General features: G+C 57.4%; 16 protein-coding genes. 3 read left to right on the forward strand and 13 right to left on the reverse strand.

All coding sequences use genetic code 11. The features are described 5' to 3' along the window. The first annotated feature begins 161 nt into the window (after nt 1-161). Nucleotides 162-605: a DUF2846 domain-containing protein gene (locus BMS17_RS28115; protein ID WP_046031158.1), complete on the forward strand. Its 444-nt coding sequence runs from the start codon at nt 162-164 to the stop codon at nt 603-605. Nucleotides 606-686: 81 nt separating this feature from the next. Here BMS17_RS28115 and BMS17_RS28120 read toward each other — a convergent pair whose 3' ends face one another. Further along, nucleotides 687-977, reverse strand: coding sequence for a hypothetical protein (locus BMS17_RS28120; protein ID WP_046031157.1), 291 nt, complete (start codon nt 975-977; stop codon nt 687-689). Nucleotides 978-1,014: 37 nt separating this feature from the next. Further along, nucleotides 1,015-1,407, reverse strand: coding sequence for a DUF6124 family protein (locus tag BMS17_RS28125; RefSeq protein ID WP_046031156.1), 393 nt, complete (start codon nt 1,405-1,407; stop codon nt 1,015-1,017). Between the two features lie 381 nt (nt 1,408-1,788). Here BMS17_RS28125 and BMS17_RS28130 point away from each other — a divergent pair, with 381 nt between their 5' ends. Together BMS17_RS28130 and BMS17_RS28135 are read left to right on the forward strand one after the other, a co-directional pair. Beyond that, complete coding sequence (locus BMS17_RS28130; protein ID WP_046031155.1) at nt 1,789-2,388, forward strand: helix-turn-helix transcriptional regulator; 600 nt, start codon at nt 1,789-1,791, stop codon at nt 2,386-2,388. Continuing rightward, nucleotides 2,378-3,256, forward strand: a complete 879-nt coding sequence (locus BMS17_RS28135; protein WP_046031154.1) for a queuosine precursor transporter — start codon at nt 2,378-2,380, stop codon at nt 3,254-3,256. The genes BMS17_RS28130 and BMS17_RS28135 overlap by 11 nt, the downstream gene beginning before the upstream one ends. Nucleotides 3,257-3,309: 53 nt before the next feature. Here the strand turns inward: BMS17_RS28135 and queC are convergent, their stop codons facing one another. From queC to BMS17_RS28190, 11 genes are all read right to left on the reverse strand, one after another. Continuing rightward, nucleotides 3,310-4,005: a 7-cyano-7-deazaguanine synthase QueC gene (gene queC, locus BMS17_RS28140; RefSeq protein ID WP_046031153.1), complete on the reverse strand. Its 696-nt coding sequence runs from the start codon at nt 4,003-4,005 to the stop codon at nt 3,310-3,312. Between the two features lie 160 nt (nt 4,006-4,165). Next, nucleotides 4,166-4,957, reverse strand: coding sequence for a hypothetical protein (locus tag BMS17_RS28145; RefSeq protein WP_046031152.1), 792 nt, complete (start codon nt 4,955-4,957; stop codon nt 4,166-4,168). Between the two features lie 26 nt (nt 4,958-4,983). After that, the gene (locus BMS17_RS28150; protein WP_046031151.1) at nt 4,984-6,210 is read right to left on the reverse strand and encodes a beta-ketoacyl-ACP synthase; all 1,227 of its coding nucleotides are present in this window, start codon (nt 6,208-6,210) and stop codon (nt 4,984-4,986) included. Then, entirely contained in the window at nt 6,210-6,938 is a 729-nt protein-coding gene (fabG, locus tag BMS17_RS28155) for a 3-oxoacyl-ACP reductase FabG (RefSeq protein ID WP_046031150.1), read from the reverse strand. Before fabG ends, BMS17_RS28150 begins: the two co-directional genes overlap by 1 nt. Continuing rightward, nucleotides 6,935-7,396, reverse strand: coding sequence for a hotdog family protein (locus BMS17_RS28160; protein ID WP_046031149.1), 462 nt, complete (start codon nt 7,394-7,396; stop codon nt 6,935-6,937). The genes fabG and BMS17_RS28160 overlap by 4 nt, the downstream gene beginning before the upstream one ends. Next, the gene (locus BMS17_RS28165; RefSeq protein ID WP_077432327.1) at nt 7,393-8,589 is read right to left on the reverse strand and encodes a beta-ketoacyl-[acyl-carrier-protein] synthase family protein; all 1,197 of its coding nucleotides are present in this window, start codon (nt 8,587-8,589) and stop codon (nt 7,393-7,395) included. The genes BMS17_RS28160 and BMS17_RS28165 overlap by 4 nt, the downstream gene beginning before the upstream one ends. Beyond that, the gene (locus BMS17_RS28170) at nt 8,586-9,068 is read right to left on the reverse strand and encodes a hypothetical protein (RefSeq protein ID WP_046031147.1); all 483 of its coding nucleotides are present in this window, start codon (nt 9,066-9,068) and stop codon (nt 8,586-8,588) included. Before BMS17_RS28170 ends, BMS17_RS28165 begins: the two co-directional genes overlap by 4 nt. Before the next feature lie 49 nt (nt 9,069-9,117). Then, nucleotides 9,118-10,365: an NAD(P)/FAD-dependent oxidoreductase gene (locus tag BMS17_RS28175; RefSeq protein WP_077432329.1), complete on the reverse strand. Its 1,248-nt coding sequence runs from the start codon at nt 10,363-10,365 to the stop codon at nt 9,118-9,120. Beyond that, nucleotides 10,352-11,512, reverse strand: a complete 1,161-nt coding sequence (locus BMS17_RS28180; protein ID WP_077432330.1) for a sodium:proton antiporter — start codon at nt 11,510-11,512, stop codon at nt 10,352-10,354. The genes BMS17_RS28175 and BMS17_RS28180 overlap by 14 nt, the downstream gene beginning before the upstream one ends. Further along, nucleotides 11,509-13,851, reverse strand: a complete 2,343-nt coding sequence (locus BMS17_RS28185) for an MMPL family transporter (protein ID WP_077432331.1) — start codon at nt 13,849-13,851, stop codon at nt 11,509-11,511. The genes BMS17_RS28180 and BMS17_RS28185 overlap by 4 nt, the downstream gene beginning before the upstream one ends. Next, nucleotides 13,835-14,413 carry an outer membrane lipoprotein carrier protein LolA gene (locus BMS17_RS28190; RefSeq protein WP_077432443.1) on the reverse strand — a complete coding sequence of 193 codons (579 nt, stop codon included), beginning with the start codon at nt 14,411-14,413 and terminating at the stop codon, nt 13,835-13,837. The genes BMS17_RS28185 and BMS17_RS28190 overlap by 17 nt, the downstream gene beginning before the upstream one ends. Between the last annotated feature and the right edge of the window lie 14 nt (nt 14,414-14,427).

Here is a 14,427-nt window from a genome sequence, read left to right on the forward strand (position 1 = left end):
CCCCACGCAACACCACCCCTGACGCTGTCGCCTTCAGCACTTCTGATAGCGCGCAAACTCGCGCCCTGGGGGCTTGCCATGTTTTTTTGATGCATCCCTTCGCCTTTTTTCTGATCAGCCGATAACAGTTTCGGACTCATCACAAACAATGGAGATACAGGATGTTCAAGCAGCTAACCCTCACCGCTTTGCTGGCCGTAGCCGCACTCACCGGTGGTTGCGCTTCGGTAAAAATGGCGGATGACACGCAGGACGCTCAGGCGAAGACCTTCCAGGTCGCCCCGGACAAAGCCAATATTTATGTTTATCGCAACGAGAGCATGGGCGCCGGGGTGAAAATGCCGGTGACGCTCAACGGTAAACCGGTCGGCCAGACCGTCGCCAAGTCGTACCTGATGTTGGCCGTTCCGGCCGGTCAGCAGACTCTGGTGTCCTCGGCGGAAAACGATTCCGAACTGAAACTCACCGCAGAAGCCGGCAAGAACTACTTTGTCTGGCAGGAAGTGAAAGTGGGCTTCATCAAGGCACGCAACAGCCTGCAAGTGGTTGATGACCACACCGGTCGTGCTGGCGTTGCTGAAAGCAAGTTGATCCAGGCTCAGTAAGTGTTGGAACGGCCTCTGCGCCAAGCGCAGGGGCCGTTTTCACACGTGTTGGAAACCCGTCCGTCCACACCGCTAACGCCGTTACGACTCGGCCGGCGCTGGTCTTGATTTGCTTTGCTGCGCCGAAACTTGCTCCTGCAATCGTCGCCCGACGACATCCAGCAAATCACAACCATCACGCAATGACGTCACCAACACCCGCGCCAGCTCACTGTAAACGCCCTCACCAAACGCAAAACTCTCAAGCAGCTGAGTCGCAGTGCGGATGCGGTAAGCCGCTGTTTCGTGCAACACGTCCAGCGGTGCTTCGGTGTCGATCACCAGCGAAGCGATGGTGCAATCGATGCCGGTGATAGGCATGTATCTATCCATGACAAAAAACCTCCATTGCGTAAGAGAGCGCGATTACTTATTGGTGACTGTTGGATGGCGCCATAGACAACCCACTGGGAGGGTCAAGAATGTCCAGGGCCCGGTTGACCATCAGCTCGGCCAGCACGATCAGTTGCTGAATGGCCAATGCCTCGTTGCGGCGCGAGCCTTCGAGCTCGCAGGCGAGGTCGGTGGTCATCACATTCAGTGAGGCGAGGGTTTCAGTGGCATGACAGAGCAAGGACTCCGTATCGACAGACGGGTTGATGCTAAATACATGGCTGACGGGGTCGGGGCGGTTTGGATTGCGCAAGCGCGCGCTGACGGTGCGCTCGGTGGTTTCGGAGAGTTTGGCTAGATCGGCGGTGTCAGCGGTATCAGTGTCTTTCTGGCCTGGCGATTGCGGACGATCGGGATTGATTTTTTTCATTGTGGAGCTCCCTTATTTTTTTAAAGAAAAGCGGCATCCTTTCCGGCTATTCATAATTGATCGGCAGCGATATATGGGCTGCCGATACCGATAGATTTATAACTAAAAACGTCATCCTTATTGTTCAAATAAGTGAACATTTGTGTAATTAAATGATTCTCTAGAAATCTCTGTAAGTAAGTTCGTTTTATATTGTGGGATTCGTCTACTGCATGGCTTGCAGAAATAAACGTCGAATTAAACGTTATTTAATGAATGTATAATCAGGTTGGGTGTGTCTGTTTGTACGCCAAGCAGGCGGGCCTGGTGATAATCACAAAAACAAATAGCAATGCTCGGTTTGAGTGATCAAATTTATTACAGGTGATTGGAAGGTATTTAATGCACAAAATAGAAAAAACAGAAAATTTAAAGAGGAATATTAAGTACCTTATAAAAAGCCGGGGAGAAACTCAGATATCGTTGTGTAATTCAGTTGGGTTGACCAGGACTACTATCTACAACATTCTGGAAGGGAGGGTTGTCAATGTTCAGCAATCTACTATTCGTAAAATTTCTGATTTTTTTGGTGTGTCCTATAAGGAAATAGAGACTGTAGATTTTGAAGAGCGGGAAATAATAGAAAGTAGTAGTTCGCTACAAGGAAATATGAATCCGGCAGCGGTGCCAGTAATTAAGGAAAGCATGCTGCTCCAAAACCTGGACAAAAGAATAGGTGAGCTGGCTGTTTCGCATCCTTTGACTTATTATTTTGGCGCTGCCTGTAACTTAATAGGCGTGCTATTGGAAAATGATATCGGTGGTGTTAATGAAACGGGTGACCTCTTGATCATAAAGAAAGGGGTGTCAATTAGTCGTGGCGAAAACTTGGTGTGCGACAAATTAACTAAAAAGCTAAATATAGTCAAAGGCTCTGACTTTGACTCTGATGTTGATTTTGTTTTGGGGGAAATAGTAGAGGAGAGATTCAATGGGCAATGATAGTGATGTGGAGAATAGCAGATATAAGTTACTAGGGTTTGATAAAAATAAAAGCCTTGCTGTAGTGATGGTGATCTCTACGGGAAAAATAATAAAACTGAAGCTGGGTGCGGTGTTGAAGAGTGAAATAATTGATAATTTAAGTAAGGCAGAAGTGAAGGATATATATAGGAAATATTATTCCGGTGGCGCTGCATCAACTGCGTATGAAGTAAATGACCGTCACGAAAGATCGTGGATGATTTACGTTGCTCTTAATGTGTTTTTACTTGCGCTTTATATATTTACCAATATCGCTGCGACAAAGCTTGTTTATGTCGATGTGCTTGATGCCGTGGTACCGCCAGCCGTTTTTCTTTATCCTTTGACGTTTTTAGTGGTGGACTTGTTGAATGAAACCTATGGACTCAGGCTGGCAAGAAGGGCGCTACTGTTTGCTTTCGTAAGTAATGCGCTAATTGTCATATTGCTGAATGCAGTAACCTATCTTCCTGGGTTGCCTGGCTGGAAACTTGATGTTTCTTATGCTGAAGTAGTTACTCATGTCTCATCGGTGTTGGTTGCGTCCTCTATTTCCTTTCTTTTCTCTGAAAATGTAAATTCATATTTGCTGTGTAAGATAAAAGAACTAACAAGCTCAAGATATTTGTTTTTGCGAGTGTTCTTTAGTACTTTTTTTGCGGTGATTATAGATAGTCTGCTTTTTTGTTTCATTGCTTTTTATGGGGTAATGCCAAGCAGTGACATACTAAATATGGTTTATGCTCAAATAGCGATAAAGATGTGTTTTGCCGTATTTAATATTTTTCCCGCCTATGGAGCGAGGTCTCTATTTAAACGGTATATATCTGGGGCAAAAACTGCGTAGATGTAATGGTGGGCTGCCGTTTGATAGTCCACCCTATTTAGTGCTTAAATTCTTTATAGTTCTATTTTTGCTTTCAGGCTTTTCATTGTCTTCGTCCTGTGTTGAAAGAACTCATCTAGTCCTTTTGCTCGCAAATGACAAGCATCGCAGTTGTAGCACCCACTCCCCTTTATTCCGTTATAACAAGAAAGTGTTTGGTAGCGAACCAAATCCATCTGTTTGTGGTGATCCGCTAAGGCCCAAGTCTCGGCTTTATTTAATCGCATCAGAGGTGTCTCGATATGTAGTGTATAGTCCATGCCTAATTCGATGGCATTATTCAAACTTTTGACAAAGTCATCACGGCAATCCGGGTAGCCTGAGCACTCAGTTTCAGAAACACCAGTTATTACAGTCTGCGCTTGTACTTGATAGGCATAAATAGAGGCCAAGGTTAAGAACAGAATATTCCGGCCGGGCACAAAGGTGCTTGGCAGACTTTCTCCTGAGCTATCCACACCGGGTACTGGAATGTTATCGCGCGTCAAACTACTGATTGCCAGTTCATTCAACAACGTAGTGTCCAGCACCTTGTGCACGGTCACGCCAAGCTCTTTCGACAGCTGCTGCGCGACCTCGATTTCCGCGCGGTGGCGCTGGCCATAATCGAACGTAATGCAGTGGATTTCATCGTAGAGCGGCAACGCGTGGATCAAGCAGGTGGTGGAGTCCTGCCCACCGCTGAAAACGATAACGGCCTTTTTAGTCATGGTTCGTTCGTCCTTGTGATGCCCCGACATATCACGGGGCATTGAACCTAGCGCAAAGCCTCAATTCTGGTTGTGGGACGTTTCCGAAATGATGTATTCCAGCTTCCCTTTATTTCATTCCTATCCTCGGAATGGACGTGTGTTGAGCCCATTCTCCACCTCACTCAATCCGCACCAACTCCCCACGCAACACCACGCCAGACACTTGCACCTTCGGCAAACACTGATAGCTCCCGCTGTCGCTGCTCAAATCGCGTTTGCCAGCCCCCGCAATATTGATCACCGCATTGGCCCCGGCCTTTTTCGCCTTGCTCTGCAACGTCGCCAGCGTCGATTGCAGTGCCCAGAAGCAGGCGTCTTCATCCGACACTTCTTCGTTATGGGTGATTCGACTGCTGCTCACGGTGTTCAGCTTGCTGACGTTGGCCGGTAGCGCTTCTCCTGCCAGGTAGAACTTGACGCTGCCGTCCAGCAAGCCGATCTCGGTGGCGCGTTTCACGCCTTCACGGAAGTTCTGGAAGGTGGGTTCGTAGGCATTTTGCAGGGCGACGAGCTGGTCGCGGTCCGGGTCGGCGGCCAGTTGCTGGATCACGTCATCGCGCAGGTAGGTGATCCAGCGGTTGTAGGTGCCGTGGATCCGGCCGTCCTGGTAGTCCAGGCCGCGGCTGTCGCGGTAGTCGATTTCGAACGAGGTGGGTGTGTAGAGGATGTCGATTTCGGCGTGGTGTTTGTCACGCACGGTGACGGCCGCTTTGATCATGCCGGGACGCGCCGACTGCACTACCCATTGGCGTTCGATCAACGCGGTGACGATGGCGCGGCTCATGCGGTCGTTGGTCAAGCCTCGGTCACTGGGGAAGTGTTCCTTGGCGGTGTACACCGGATTGCCGGTGCAACCGCCCAGCGCAACGGCCACGGCGAACAACGCGACGATGCGCTGGGACAGAGTCATTCCTTTTACTCCAAACGTGTTTCAGGTCAGTGCCAGCGACGGAAGATCAACGAGGTGTTGACGCCACCAAAAGCGAAATTGTTGTTCATCACGTATTCGTTGCTCATCTGCCGGAACTCGCCTCGCAGGTAATCCAGTTTGCCGCAGTGCGGGTCGACCTCGTCGAGGTTGAAAGTGTGTGCGTACAGGTCGCTGTTCATCATTTCAATGCTGAACCAGGACTCCAGCGCACCGCAGGCGCCCAGGGTGTGGCCGAGGAAGCTTTTTTGCGAACTGATCGGCATGTGCTCGCCGAACAATGCGCTGGTAGCCAGTGTTTCGGCGATGTCGCCCTGTTCTGTCGCGGTGCCGTGACCGTTCACGTAGCCGATGTCCGAAGGCTGAAGCCCGGCGTCTTCGAGGGCGAGTTCCATGGCCCGGCGCATGGTGAGTTGCTCCGGACGTGTGGTGTGTTGGCCATCGGCGTTGCTGCCGAAACCGACGAGTTCAGCATGAATGCGTGCACCGCGTGCCAAGGCATGTTCCAGCTCTTCCAGCACCAGCATGCCGCCGCCTTCACCGATCACCAGGCCGTCGCGACCCTTGTCATAAGGACGCGGGGTGGTTTGCGGGGCGTCGTTTTTCAGGCTGGTGGCGTAGAGCGCGTCGAAGACCATCGCTTCGGTCGGGCACAGCTCTTCGGCGCCGCCGGCGAGCATCAGTGGCAATCGGCCGAACTTGATCGCCTCGTAGGCATAACCAATGCCCTGGCTGCCGCTGGTGCAGGCGCTCGACGTCGGGATCAACCGACCGGTGAGGCCGAAGAAGATGCTGATGTTCGCGGCCGTGGTGTGCGGCATCATCCGCACATAGGAGTTGGCGTTCAGGCCTTCGGCCACCGAGTTGAGCAGCATGTTGCCGAACGCCTTGATCTCGTCGGTGCTGCCGGTAGATGAGCCGCAAGCGACGCCCATGCGCCCGTCCTTGATCGACTCGTCGCCCAGTAATCCGGCGTCGGCCAGTGCTTGCTCGGCAGCGCCCACAGCAAGCCGCGACACGCGGCCCATGCTGCGCAGTTGCTTGCGGGTCCAGTGGCTCGGGACTTTGAAGTCATCAATGGGGCCGGCCAGGCGTGTATTGAGTTCGGTAAAGCGATCCCATTCGTCCATACGCCGGATGCCGCTGCGGTTGGCCGCGAAGTTGCCGGCGATGGTTGCCCAGTCGCTGCCCAGTGAGGTGATGCCGGCCATGCCGGTGACGACAACGCGCTTCATCAGCACAGGCCTCCATTGACGGCCAGAACCTGCCGGGTGATGTACGACGCTTCCGCCGACATCAGGAAATTCACCGCGCCGGCCACCTCTTCAGGGGTGCCCATGCGTTGTGCGGGGATCATTTTCATCAGTTCTTCCACGGGCACGTTTTCATCGAGCATGGCGGTGTCGATCAGGCCGGGTGCGACGCAATTGACGGTGATTTTGCGTTTGCCCAATTCAATCGCCAGCGCCTTGGCCGCACCGATCAGACCGGCCTTGGAGGCACTGTAGTTGACCTGGCCACGATTGCCGATCAACCCCGACACCGAAGTGATGCAGACAATCCGCCCGGCAGCGCGACGACGAATCATCGGCATCATTACCGGGTGCAGCACGTTGTAGAAACCATCGAGGTTGGTGCGCATCACCACGTCCCAATCATCCTCGCTCAGCGCCGGAAAAGCACCGTCACGGGTCAGGCCGGCATTGAGCACCACGCCGTAATAGGCGCCGTGGGTGTCTACGTCGGCTTCGAGAATGGCTTTGCAGCTGGCGCGGTCGGAGACGTCGAATTGCAGGACACGCGCGTTGCGGCCCAAGGCTTCGATTTCGGCTTTGACGGCAATAGCGTCCGTCAGACCGCTGCGGCAATGCAGCACGATGTCATGCCCGGCCTGGGCCAGACGCAAAGCGATGGCGCGGCCGATGCCGCGGCTGGAACCGGTGACCAGTACGGATTCAGTCATGACTGGACTCCTTGGGGTTCATGAAGATATTGAGCGGCCTGAGGCGGACGAAACACGTTCAGGCGTGCGGTGGCGTGGATGCCGGGGGCGTTGATATGGCATTCGAACACGCCCATGCCGTTGTCGTCTTCCAGTGACCGAATGCCATGGATGGTCAGTTCGGTGTCGACCGGGAAGTGCTCGACGTTGCATTCGAATTTGCGGCTGCCGAGCAGAAAGCCCAACTCCACCTCATCGCCGCGCTGGCGCGCATGGCAACCGGCGTAGGCGGCGACACTCTGGGCCATTATTTCAATGCCGACCCAGGCCGGCAGGCTGCCGTCGGGACGGTTGAACAGACCGCCGGGCCTGACGGTCATGCGGGTGTGAATCTGCTCCTCGTCGAATGCAAGGATCTGCTCGATGAGGATCATGTCGCCAGCGTGTGGCAGCAACTCGGCGAGCGGCCAGTCAATCATGGTGCGTCTCCGATAATCAGGCTGACGTTGTTGCCACCGAAGGCAAAGGAATTGCTCATCAAATAGCGAGGTGCAATGGACGTCAGGCGATCGGCCGGGGTCACCCAATGCAAGGCGGGCAACAGCGGGTCGGGCTGGCCGTCCCAGACGTGGGGCGCCAGGCTGTGGTCGAGGTTGTCCGGGCCCAGGCTCAGCCAGCAGAACGCGGCTTCCAGGGCACCGGCGGCGCCGAGGGTGTGACCGGTCATCGGCTTGGTCGACGAGCAGGGCACGCCTTGCGGGAACAGCGCGGCCACGGCAAGGCTTTCCATGGCGTCGTTGTGCTGGGTCGCGGTGCCGTGCAAGTTCAGGTAATGGATTTGCTGCGGTTGCAGGTTTGCGCGGCTCAGGGCTTTGCTCATGGCTTGCAGCGCGCCACGACCGGTCGGCTCTGGCGCCGAGATGTGGTGGGCATCGGAACTGGCGCCGCTGCCGAGCAGGGCGATGGCGTGGTCATCGCCAGCGGTTTTGCTCATCAAAAACAACGCGGCCGCCTCGCCAATGTTGATGCCGTTGCGGTTGACCGAAAACGGATTGCAGCGCTGCGCGGACACCGCTTCCAGGGCCGAAAAACCGTTAAGGGTCAGTTTGCACAGGCTGTCGACGCCGCCGCACAACACCGCGTCGCACAGGCCCAGATCCAGAAGGCGCTGGGCACTCATCAGCGCCCGTGCGCTGGAGGTGCAGGCGGTGGAAATCACATAGGCCGGGCCACTCAATTGCAGCCAGTCGGCAAGGAAGCTGGCGGGCGCGCCGAGTTCTTGCTGCTGATAGTCGTAGTCAGCGGGAAATTCGTCTTCGCGGATGTAATGGGCCAACCCGCGGCTGGCCTCATCGATGCCCGACGTGCTGGTGCCCAGGATCACGCCGATGCGATCGCGGCCGTAGGTCTGGATTGCCTGATCGATCTCTTCGCGAATTTGCAGGGCGGCTTCCAGCAACAATTGGTTGTTGCGGGTGTTTTGCTTTTTCAGCTCAACGGGGATCGATGCCAAATCGCCGCTGACCGCCGCCACCGGCAACGAGCGCTCTGGCACCCAGCCGGTTTCGACGCGCAGGCCTGAGCAATCGCCGGCAAACAGATTGGCGGCGACTTCGCGTTTGCCACGACCCAATGCGCAGATCACCCCGAGGGCATTCAAATAGGCGGTCATGGTGCCTCCCCGCTCAGCGGCGTGACTTCATACCGGGGCCCCTTGGGCAGGTTCAACTCAAAGGTCATGGGTTGTGAATAAAGGACATCCCAGTGTGTTGGCAGGGACCGTTGCCTGCCGTGTTGCCAGGCAGTGGGGTAGTTGCCCGACAGCTCATCTTTGGGGGTCAGGGCAAACAGTAACGCGGCGAACAACTCCCGGGCTTCCGGGTTGGGCGGCAACAGACCGTCGGCCTGCCACTTTCCATCGGTCAATATCTGCCGCGCCTGCGGAATGCCCAGCAAATCCATCATCGACCAGCGAAGCCCCGCTTCTTCATGCTGGATCACCAAAACCCAGTCCTGACGTTGCGCGGCTTCCAGGCGCTGGATGTGCAATTGCAGCGGCAACGACAGCTTCGGGATGTGCTCGGGCAGCGGTGCCTGGCTGGCGCAAGCACTCAGCAACAGCAGGCAGCCCAGGAGCAGAAAACGGATCATCAGGCATTACCTTCAAAGGATGTGCGCCGCACACTAGCGGTCCTGTCATTCATGTGACATCTCTTGCGCAGAGTTCTGACAACACCCGCAGCCGGCGCTTGGGTTCACTGACGAACGGGTTGCGTTCGTCCCAGGCATAACCGGCGAGAATCGCGCTGATCATGCGGCGGATGTCCGGTGAGCTGCCTGGATGGTAGATCACATCCTGGAACGTCCCGGCGTACCAGCCTTCGACGTAGCAGCGGAAAGTGTCGACGCCGCGCTTGAGTGGTTCGGCGAACTCGGTTTGCCAGTCGACGCGTTCACCTTGCAGTTGGCGATGCAGAACCCCGGCGGCCATGCTCGCCGAGCGCATGGCGATGGTTACCCCGGAAGAGAACACCGGGTCGAGGAATTCCGCTGCGTTGCCGAGCAGCGCAAAGCTGGGGCCGTGCAGGGTTTTGACGTTGGCCGAGTAACCGCCGATGGTGCGCGCAGGCGTATCCCATCGCGCATGTTCAAGCACGCCGGCCAGGCTCGGCGTTTCAGCGATGAACCCGCGCAGGCATTCATCCAGATCCTCCATGCGGCCTTCGAAATGTTCGGCGGCGGCCACTACCCCCACCGAGCAACGGCCATTGCTGAACGGGATGGTCCAGAACCAGATGTCGCGATGGATCGGGTGGGTGGTAATGAGGATTTTTTCCCGCTCGAAGGTCGGGCTGTCGATGTTGTCTTCGATGTGGGTAAACACGGCCTGACGCACCGGGAAATTGGAAGGCGCTTCAAGGTCCAGCAGGCGTGGAAGCACACGGCCGTAACCGCTGGCATCGAGCACGAAATCGGCTTCGATGCGGTACTCGCTGCCGTCCTCGCGGCGCACGTCGAGCTGCGGTTTTGGCAAACTGAAATCCACGCTGACGATGGCTTCGCCGTAACGAACGTCCACGCCTTGCAGTGCGGCCTGGTCGGCCAGCAGCTTGTCGAAATCGGCGCGCTGGACCTGGAACGTGGTCGGTTTGCCGTGGCTGAACGTATCGCCGAAATCAAAGGCGCTGTACTGCTCGCCCCAGGCGAACGCGGCTCCGTTCTTGACCTGGAATCCCGCAGCGTTCACGGCATCGAGCATGCCGGCTTCTTCAACGAAATCCAGGCAATGCGACAACAGACTTTCGCCGATGGAAAACCGGGGAAAGTGTTGACGCTCGATCATCAGCACATCGTGACCGTTGCGCTTGAGCAGCGCGGCCGCGATCGCCCCTGAGGGGCCCGCGCCGATGACGACGACTTGTCGACGTTCCATTTCAACTGTTGGCACGGGGGCTCCTTGCCGGGGCGGCGATATTCAAAAGGGGGCTATGCAGGCCGGCGAGTGCCGGCAGCAGGGTCGCGATCAGACCCATCACCATCAACGCAAAGTACAGCGCCGGGCTGATGAGCTGTTGTTGCAGCAGCAGATTGAGAAAGACGATCTCGCTCAAACCGCGAATATTCAGCAGCAGGCTTTCCCGCCAGCGGCTGGCACCCTCAAAGGAGGCGCCGGCCCAACGGAGTCCCAGCCAGTTGCCCAGCAGCTTGCTGGCAATCGGCAACAGCAACAGTGCCGCCAATTGGACCCAGCCGAGGCTGGCCATGGCCGCGTGAACGTTAATCTGCACGATGCCGAACGTGAGGATCAGCGGAATAGCGATCCATGTTTGCAGGCGGCTCATCCAGATCGCGGGGACGGGCAACACCAACGGTACTTTCAGCATGGCCATGCACAGCAGATAGCCAATGCCGAAAATCAGCGCATTGAGTTTGAAGTGCTCGGCGACCACCAGCAGCGCAAAGAAGCCGCCGCTGTGCAGCAATGGCTGACGCAAACCAATCAGACGCAGCAGCAACGGCAGGCAAGCGCCGGCCAGCGGCAGCAGCAGGCTGCTGACGTGCAGACTGCCTTGGGCAAAACCGAACAACGTCCAGCAGGTCAGGTCGATGAGGATCGCGGTCTGCACTAGACGCCGGGTGGCCGTGGGCGGGTAGTTGATGTGCCGCAGGTACAGGTACAACACCGGGATCGCGGTGATGGCGAACACCAGCCCCACTGCCAATGAACTGATCCACGGTTGCGCCGGCAGCAGCCATGCCGCCGTCGCCAGCCCGCCAGCGAACGGAATGGCAAAACTCGGCAGGGCAATTTTCAGGCTCTGGCGATCCAGCCGCAGATCGATCACGTCGCTGAGAATGTTCCCCAGCAGCAAGGCAAAGCTCAGGCTGTAGAGATTCTTCAGCCATGCCGGCGAGATCAGTTCGGCGCCGCTGAGCTGCCAACCGGGTTCGATCCAAAAATACATCAGCAATGGCAGGCCGAAGGTGGCCAGCAGCAACTGGCTGACGATTGGAATCAGCCCGAAACGGCGACCCACACGCGTCGCCACGGCAAACATCACGAGGGCCATCAGCCAAAACAGGACGATCATCATGCTGCCGGCTCCGCAACCGCAACGTCGTGGGCCTGGCGACCGGCCCACGGCGCCAGGATGAAGCTGAACGCCAGGCCAAGGCTCACCGCCAACCCGAAGTTGCTCACCGCCGGTGTGCTGGACACCGCGAGCAGACCGAACGACAGCCATGTGGTCAGCGCCGCCAGCAAGGTGCCCAGCAGGCTCACCGCTGCGCCACCGACCTGTTCACGCATGAGGATTGCGTAATCGACGCTGATCGCCGTCACCAGCAACAGGCCGAACAGGCTGAACAGTGTCAACGGTTGCCCCAACCAGCCGAGGCTGGCCAGGCTGCACAGCGCGGCCAGCAACGGCAGCGCGACGATTCGCAGGGCGCCGCCGAGACCAAAGGGCAGAATCAATACCAGCACGATCAACACGCAGGAAGCGAGCTTGAGTTCCGCGGCGCTGATCTGGGTCGCCGCAAACACGTCGTTCAATTCACCGAGACGATCGACCAGTTCGACCCCCGGCAAGTCCAGCGCCTGCACGCGCAGCAGCGCCGGGTTGTTCAGGCCTTGCAAGCTGACCATCGCCGCCACATCACCGTCATCGGTCACGCCCAGCCACAGTGGGCGGTAGGGCTCGGCCAGCGGCCCGGTCAGCGCAGCGTCGATGTCTTCGGTGGGCAATGCCTGAAGTGTTGTCAGCTCTTCTTGCAGTGCTTGCACCGGTACGCCGATGTCGAGCAGTGGTTGCCAGTATTGCGGCAACCGGGTCAACGCCTCACGCACTTGCAGCTGGTCACTTGGCTGGCTGACCAGTTGATTCAGTGACAGGTAGCCCTTGAGTTTTTCCAGGCTGACCAACTGATCCAGGCGCTCGCTCAACGCCGTTTGGCGTTCCAGCAGCTCCTGCTGATTGGCACCGCGCACCAGGAAAAACTGGCTGGTTGGTTGAAAACCGGTGATCCGCGCAATGGTCCGGGCTTCGTCAGTCATTTGCTGCGGTGCACCGATCCACTGGCGGATGTCATTGCGGCTTTCGAGTTGCACCAGGCCACCCACGCAGAAGGCAATCAGCAGGGCCAGCAACACGGGTGTGCTGGCATGTTTGAGTAGCGCTTCACGCAGGTTCAGCAAAAATTCACAGACCCGTAGCGGCCATTGCGCCGGACGGATATCCGCGCCCTTGAGCAGCGCCGGAAGCAGGCAGACGGCGGACAGGTAAGCACCAAGCAGGCCGGCGGCGGAAAACACGGCGATCTGGGTCAGGGCCGGAAATGGCGTCCAGGCCAACGCGAGGTAGCCGATGCAACTGGTGATCAGGCTCAATGTCAGGCCCGGCAGCGTCAGGCGCAATGCAGGCCAACTGTGCCAGGGTTTCAGGCTCCAGCTTTTCGACAGGTAATGCAGCGGGTAGTCGACGGCTACGCCGATCAGGCTGGAGCCGAGTACCAACGTCATCACATGCATATGGCCAAACAGCGCCACGCAAGCCACCGCGCCAAACAGCATGCCCACCACGACCGGCACGAACGCCAGCAACACCCGCCAACGCCGGAAGGCCAGTAACAGCAGCAACAGAATGCCGAGCGTGGCGCCGCCACCGACCCAGGTCATCTCGCGGGAGGCTTGTTGCTGACCGTTGGCGGCGTAGAGCAATCCGCTGGCGGCCAGCAATTGCACGTCAGACTGAGCCGCCTGTTCGCGGCTGTGTTTGAGAAGGTCTGCCACTTGCAACGGCAGGTTCATGTCAAACGCATTGCCTGTGGCTTTTGCCCGCAGCAACACCCAGCTCATGCCGTCGGCATCGGCGATCAAGGCGCCACTGCCGATGTCCAGTTGCACGGTGCCGCGTTGCGGCTGGCTGTTCTGGATGCGCCCGGTCAGGCCCAGCCAGTCATCCTGGCTCGGCACCAGGCTGAAACCGGTGAACGGGTCGAACAATGCTTGTACCCGCTGCTGGATGAAGGTGTCGGGGTGCTCAACCAGTTGCTTGCGATCCGCCTCGGACAGCATCGCCAATCGGCCTTTGAGCAGTTGTGTACGCAGGGCGGGCAAGTCGGCCTGCAACGTCCACTGGACTTTCTCGAACAATCCGCTGGCCTGCCATTGCTCACCCAGTTTCTGCGCCATGGCGATAGCGTGTCCGCGATCCTTGTGGCCGACCAGCATCAGCATTTCGCGGTTCAGCGGTTCTTGCATGCGTTGTTCGGCGCGCAGTTCCAGTGCGTCCGGCGCCGTGCCCGGCACCAGGTCCATCAGGTTGGCCGACAGGGGCGCGCCGCCACGCCATTGCCAGCCGGCGAGCGCGAGCACTGCCAGCAGCAGGATCAGGAACAGCCATGGCAGTCTGCGTTCACTCGGCAAAGTCATGTTGCTCCGCGGTACTCAACGGTTCGGCGCTGGTGGTGTCCTGCATGCGCAATAGCGTGCTGTCGCCCTGGGTTTCCAGCAGTTCGATGCTGTGCACCAATTCTCCGCCAGTGATGTTGATCTGGTTGAACACCTGCTTGAGCAGCAATGAGCGCGGGGTCAATGTCAGTGTCCAGTTCTGTGCCTCGCCACTCAGGGACAGCTCGAAATCCCGTTGCAGACCGCTGCTGTCGCCTTGCAGGACGGCGAGGAACAAGCGGTTTTGCTCGGCGCCGGCGCTTTTGCCCGGCAGCATTTGCCAACCGTTGGCGTCTCGCCGGGCTATGCCCTTGGTGGTGATGCGGTAATCCTGCTGCAACGGCGTTTTCAACAACCACAACAGGCCATTGTTTTTCGCGAGTACGAAGGTGCCCTTGCTGGTCAGCGGCTGGGGCAGGGCGCGCAGGTGTTTCTCCTGGATGAACTGGCCGTGGATCACATCGGGCCTGGCCAGTTGATCGCTGAGTTGTTGCAGGTCGAAAGCCTGCGCCCACGAAGAAAAGCCAAGCACCACCACAAACATGTAGCAGCTGCCGA

This window comes from Pseudomonas sp. C9 (assembly GCF_002000165.1).
Taxonomy (GTDB): domain Bacteria; phylum Pseudomonadota; class Gammaproteobacteria; order Pseudomonadales; family Pseudomonadaceae; genus Aquipseudomonas.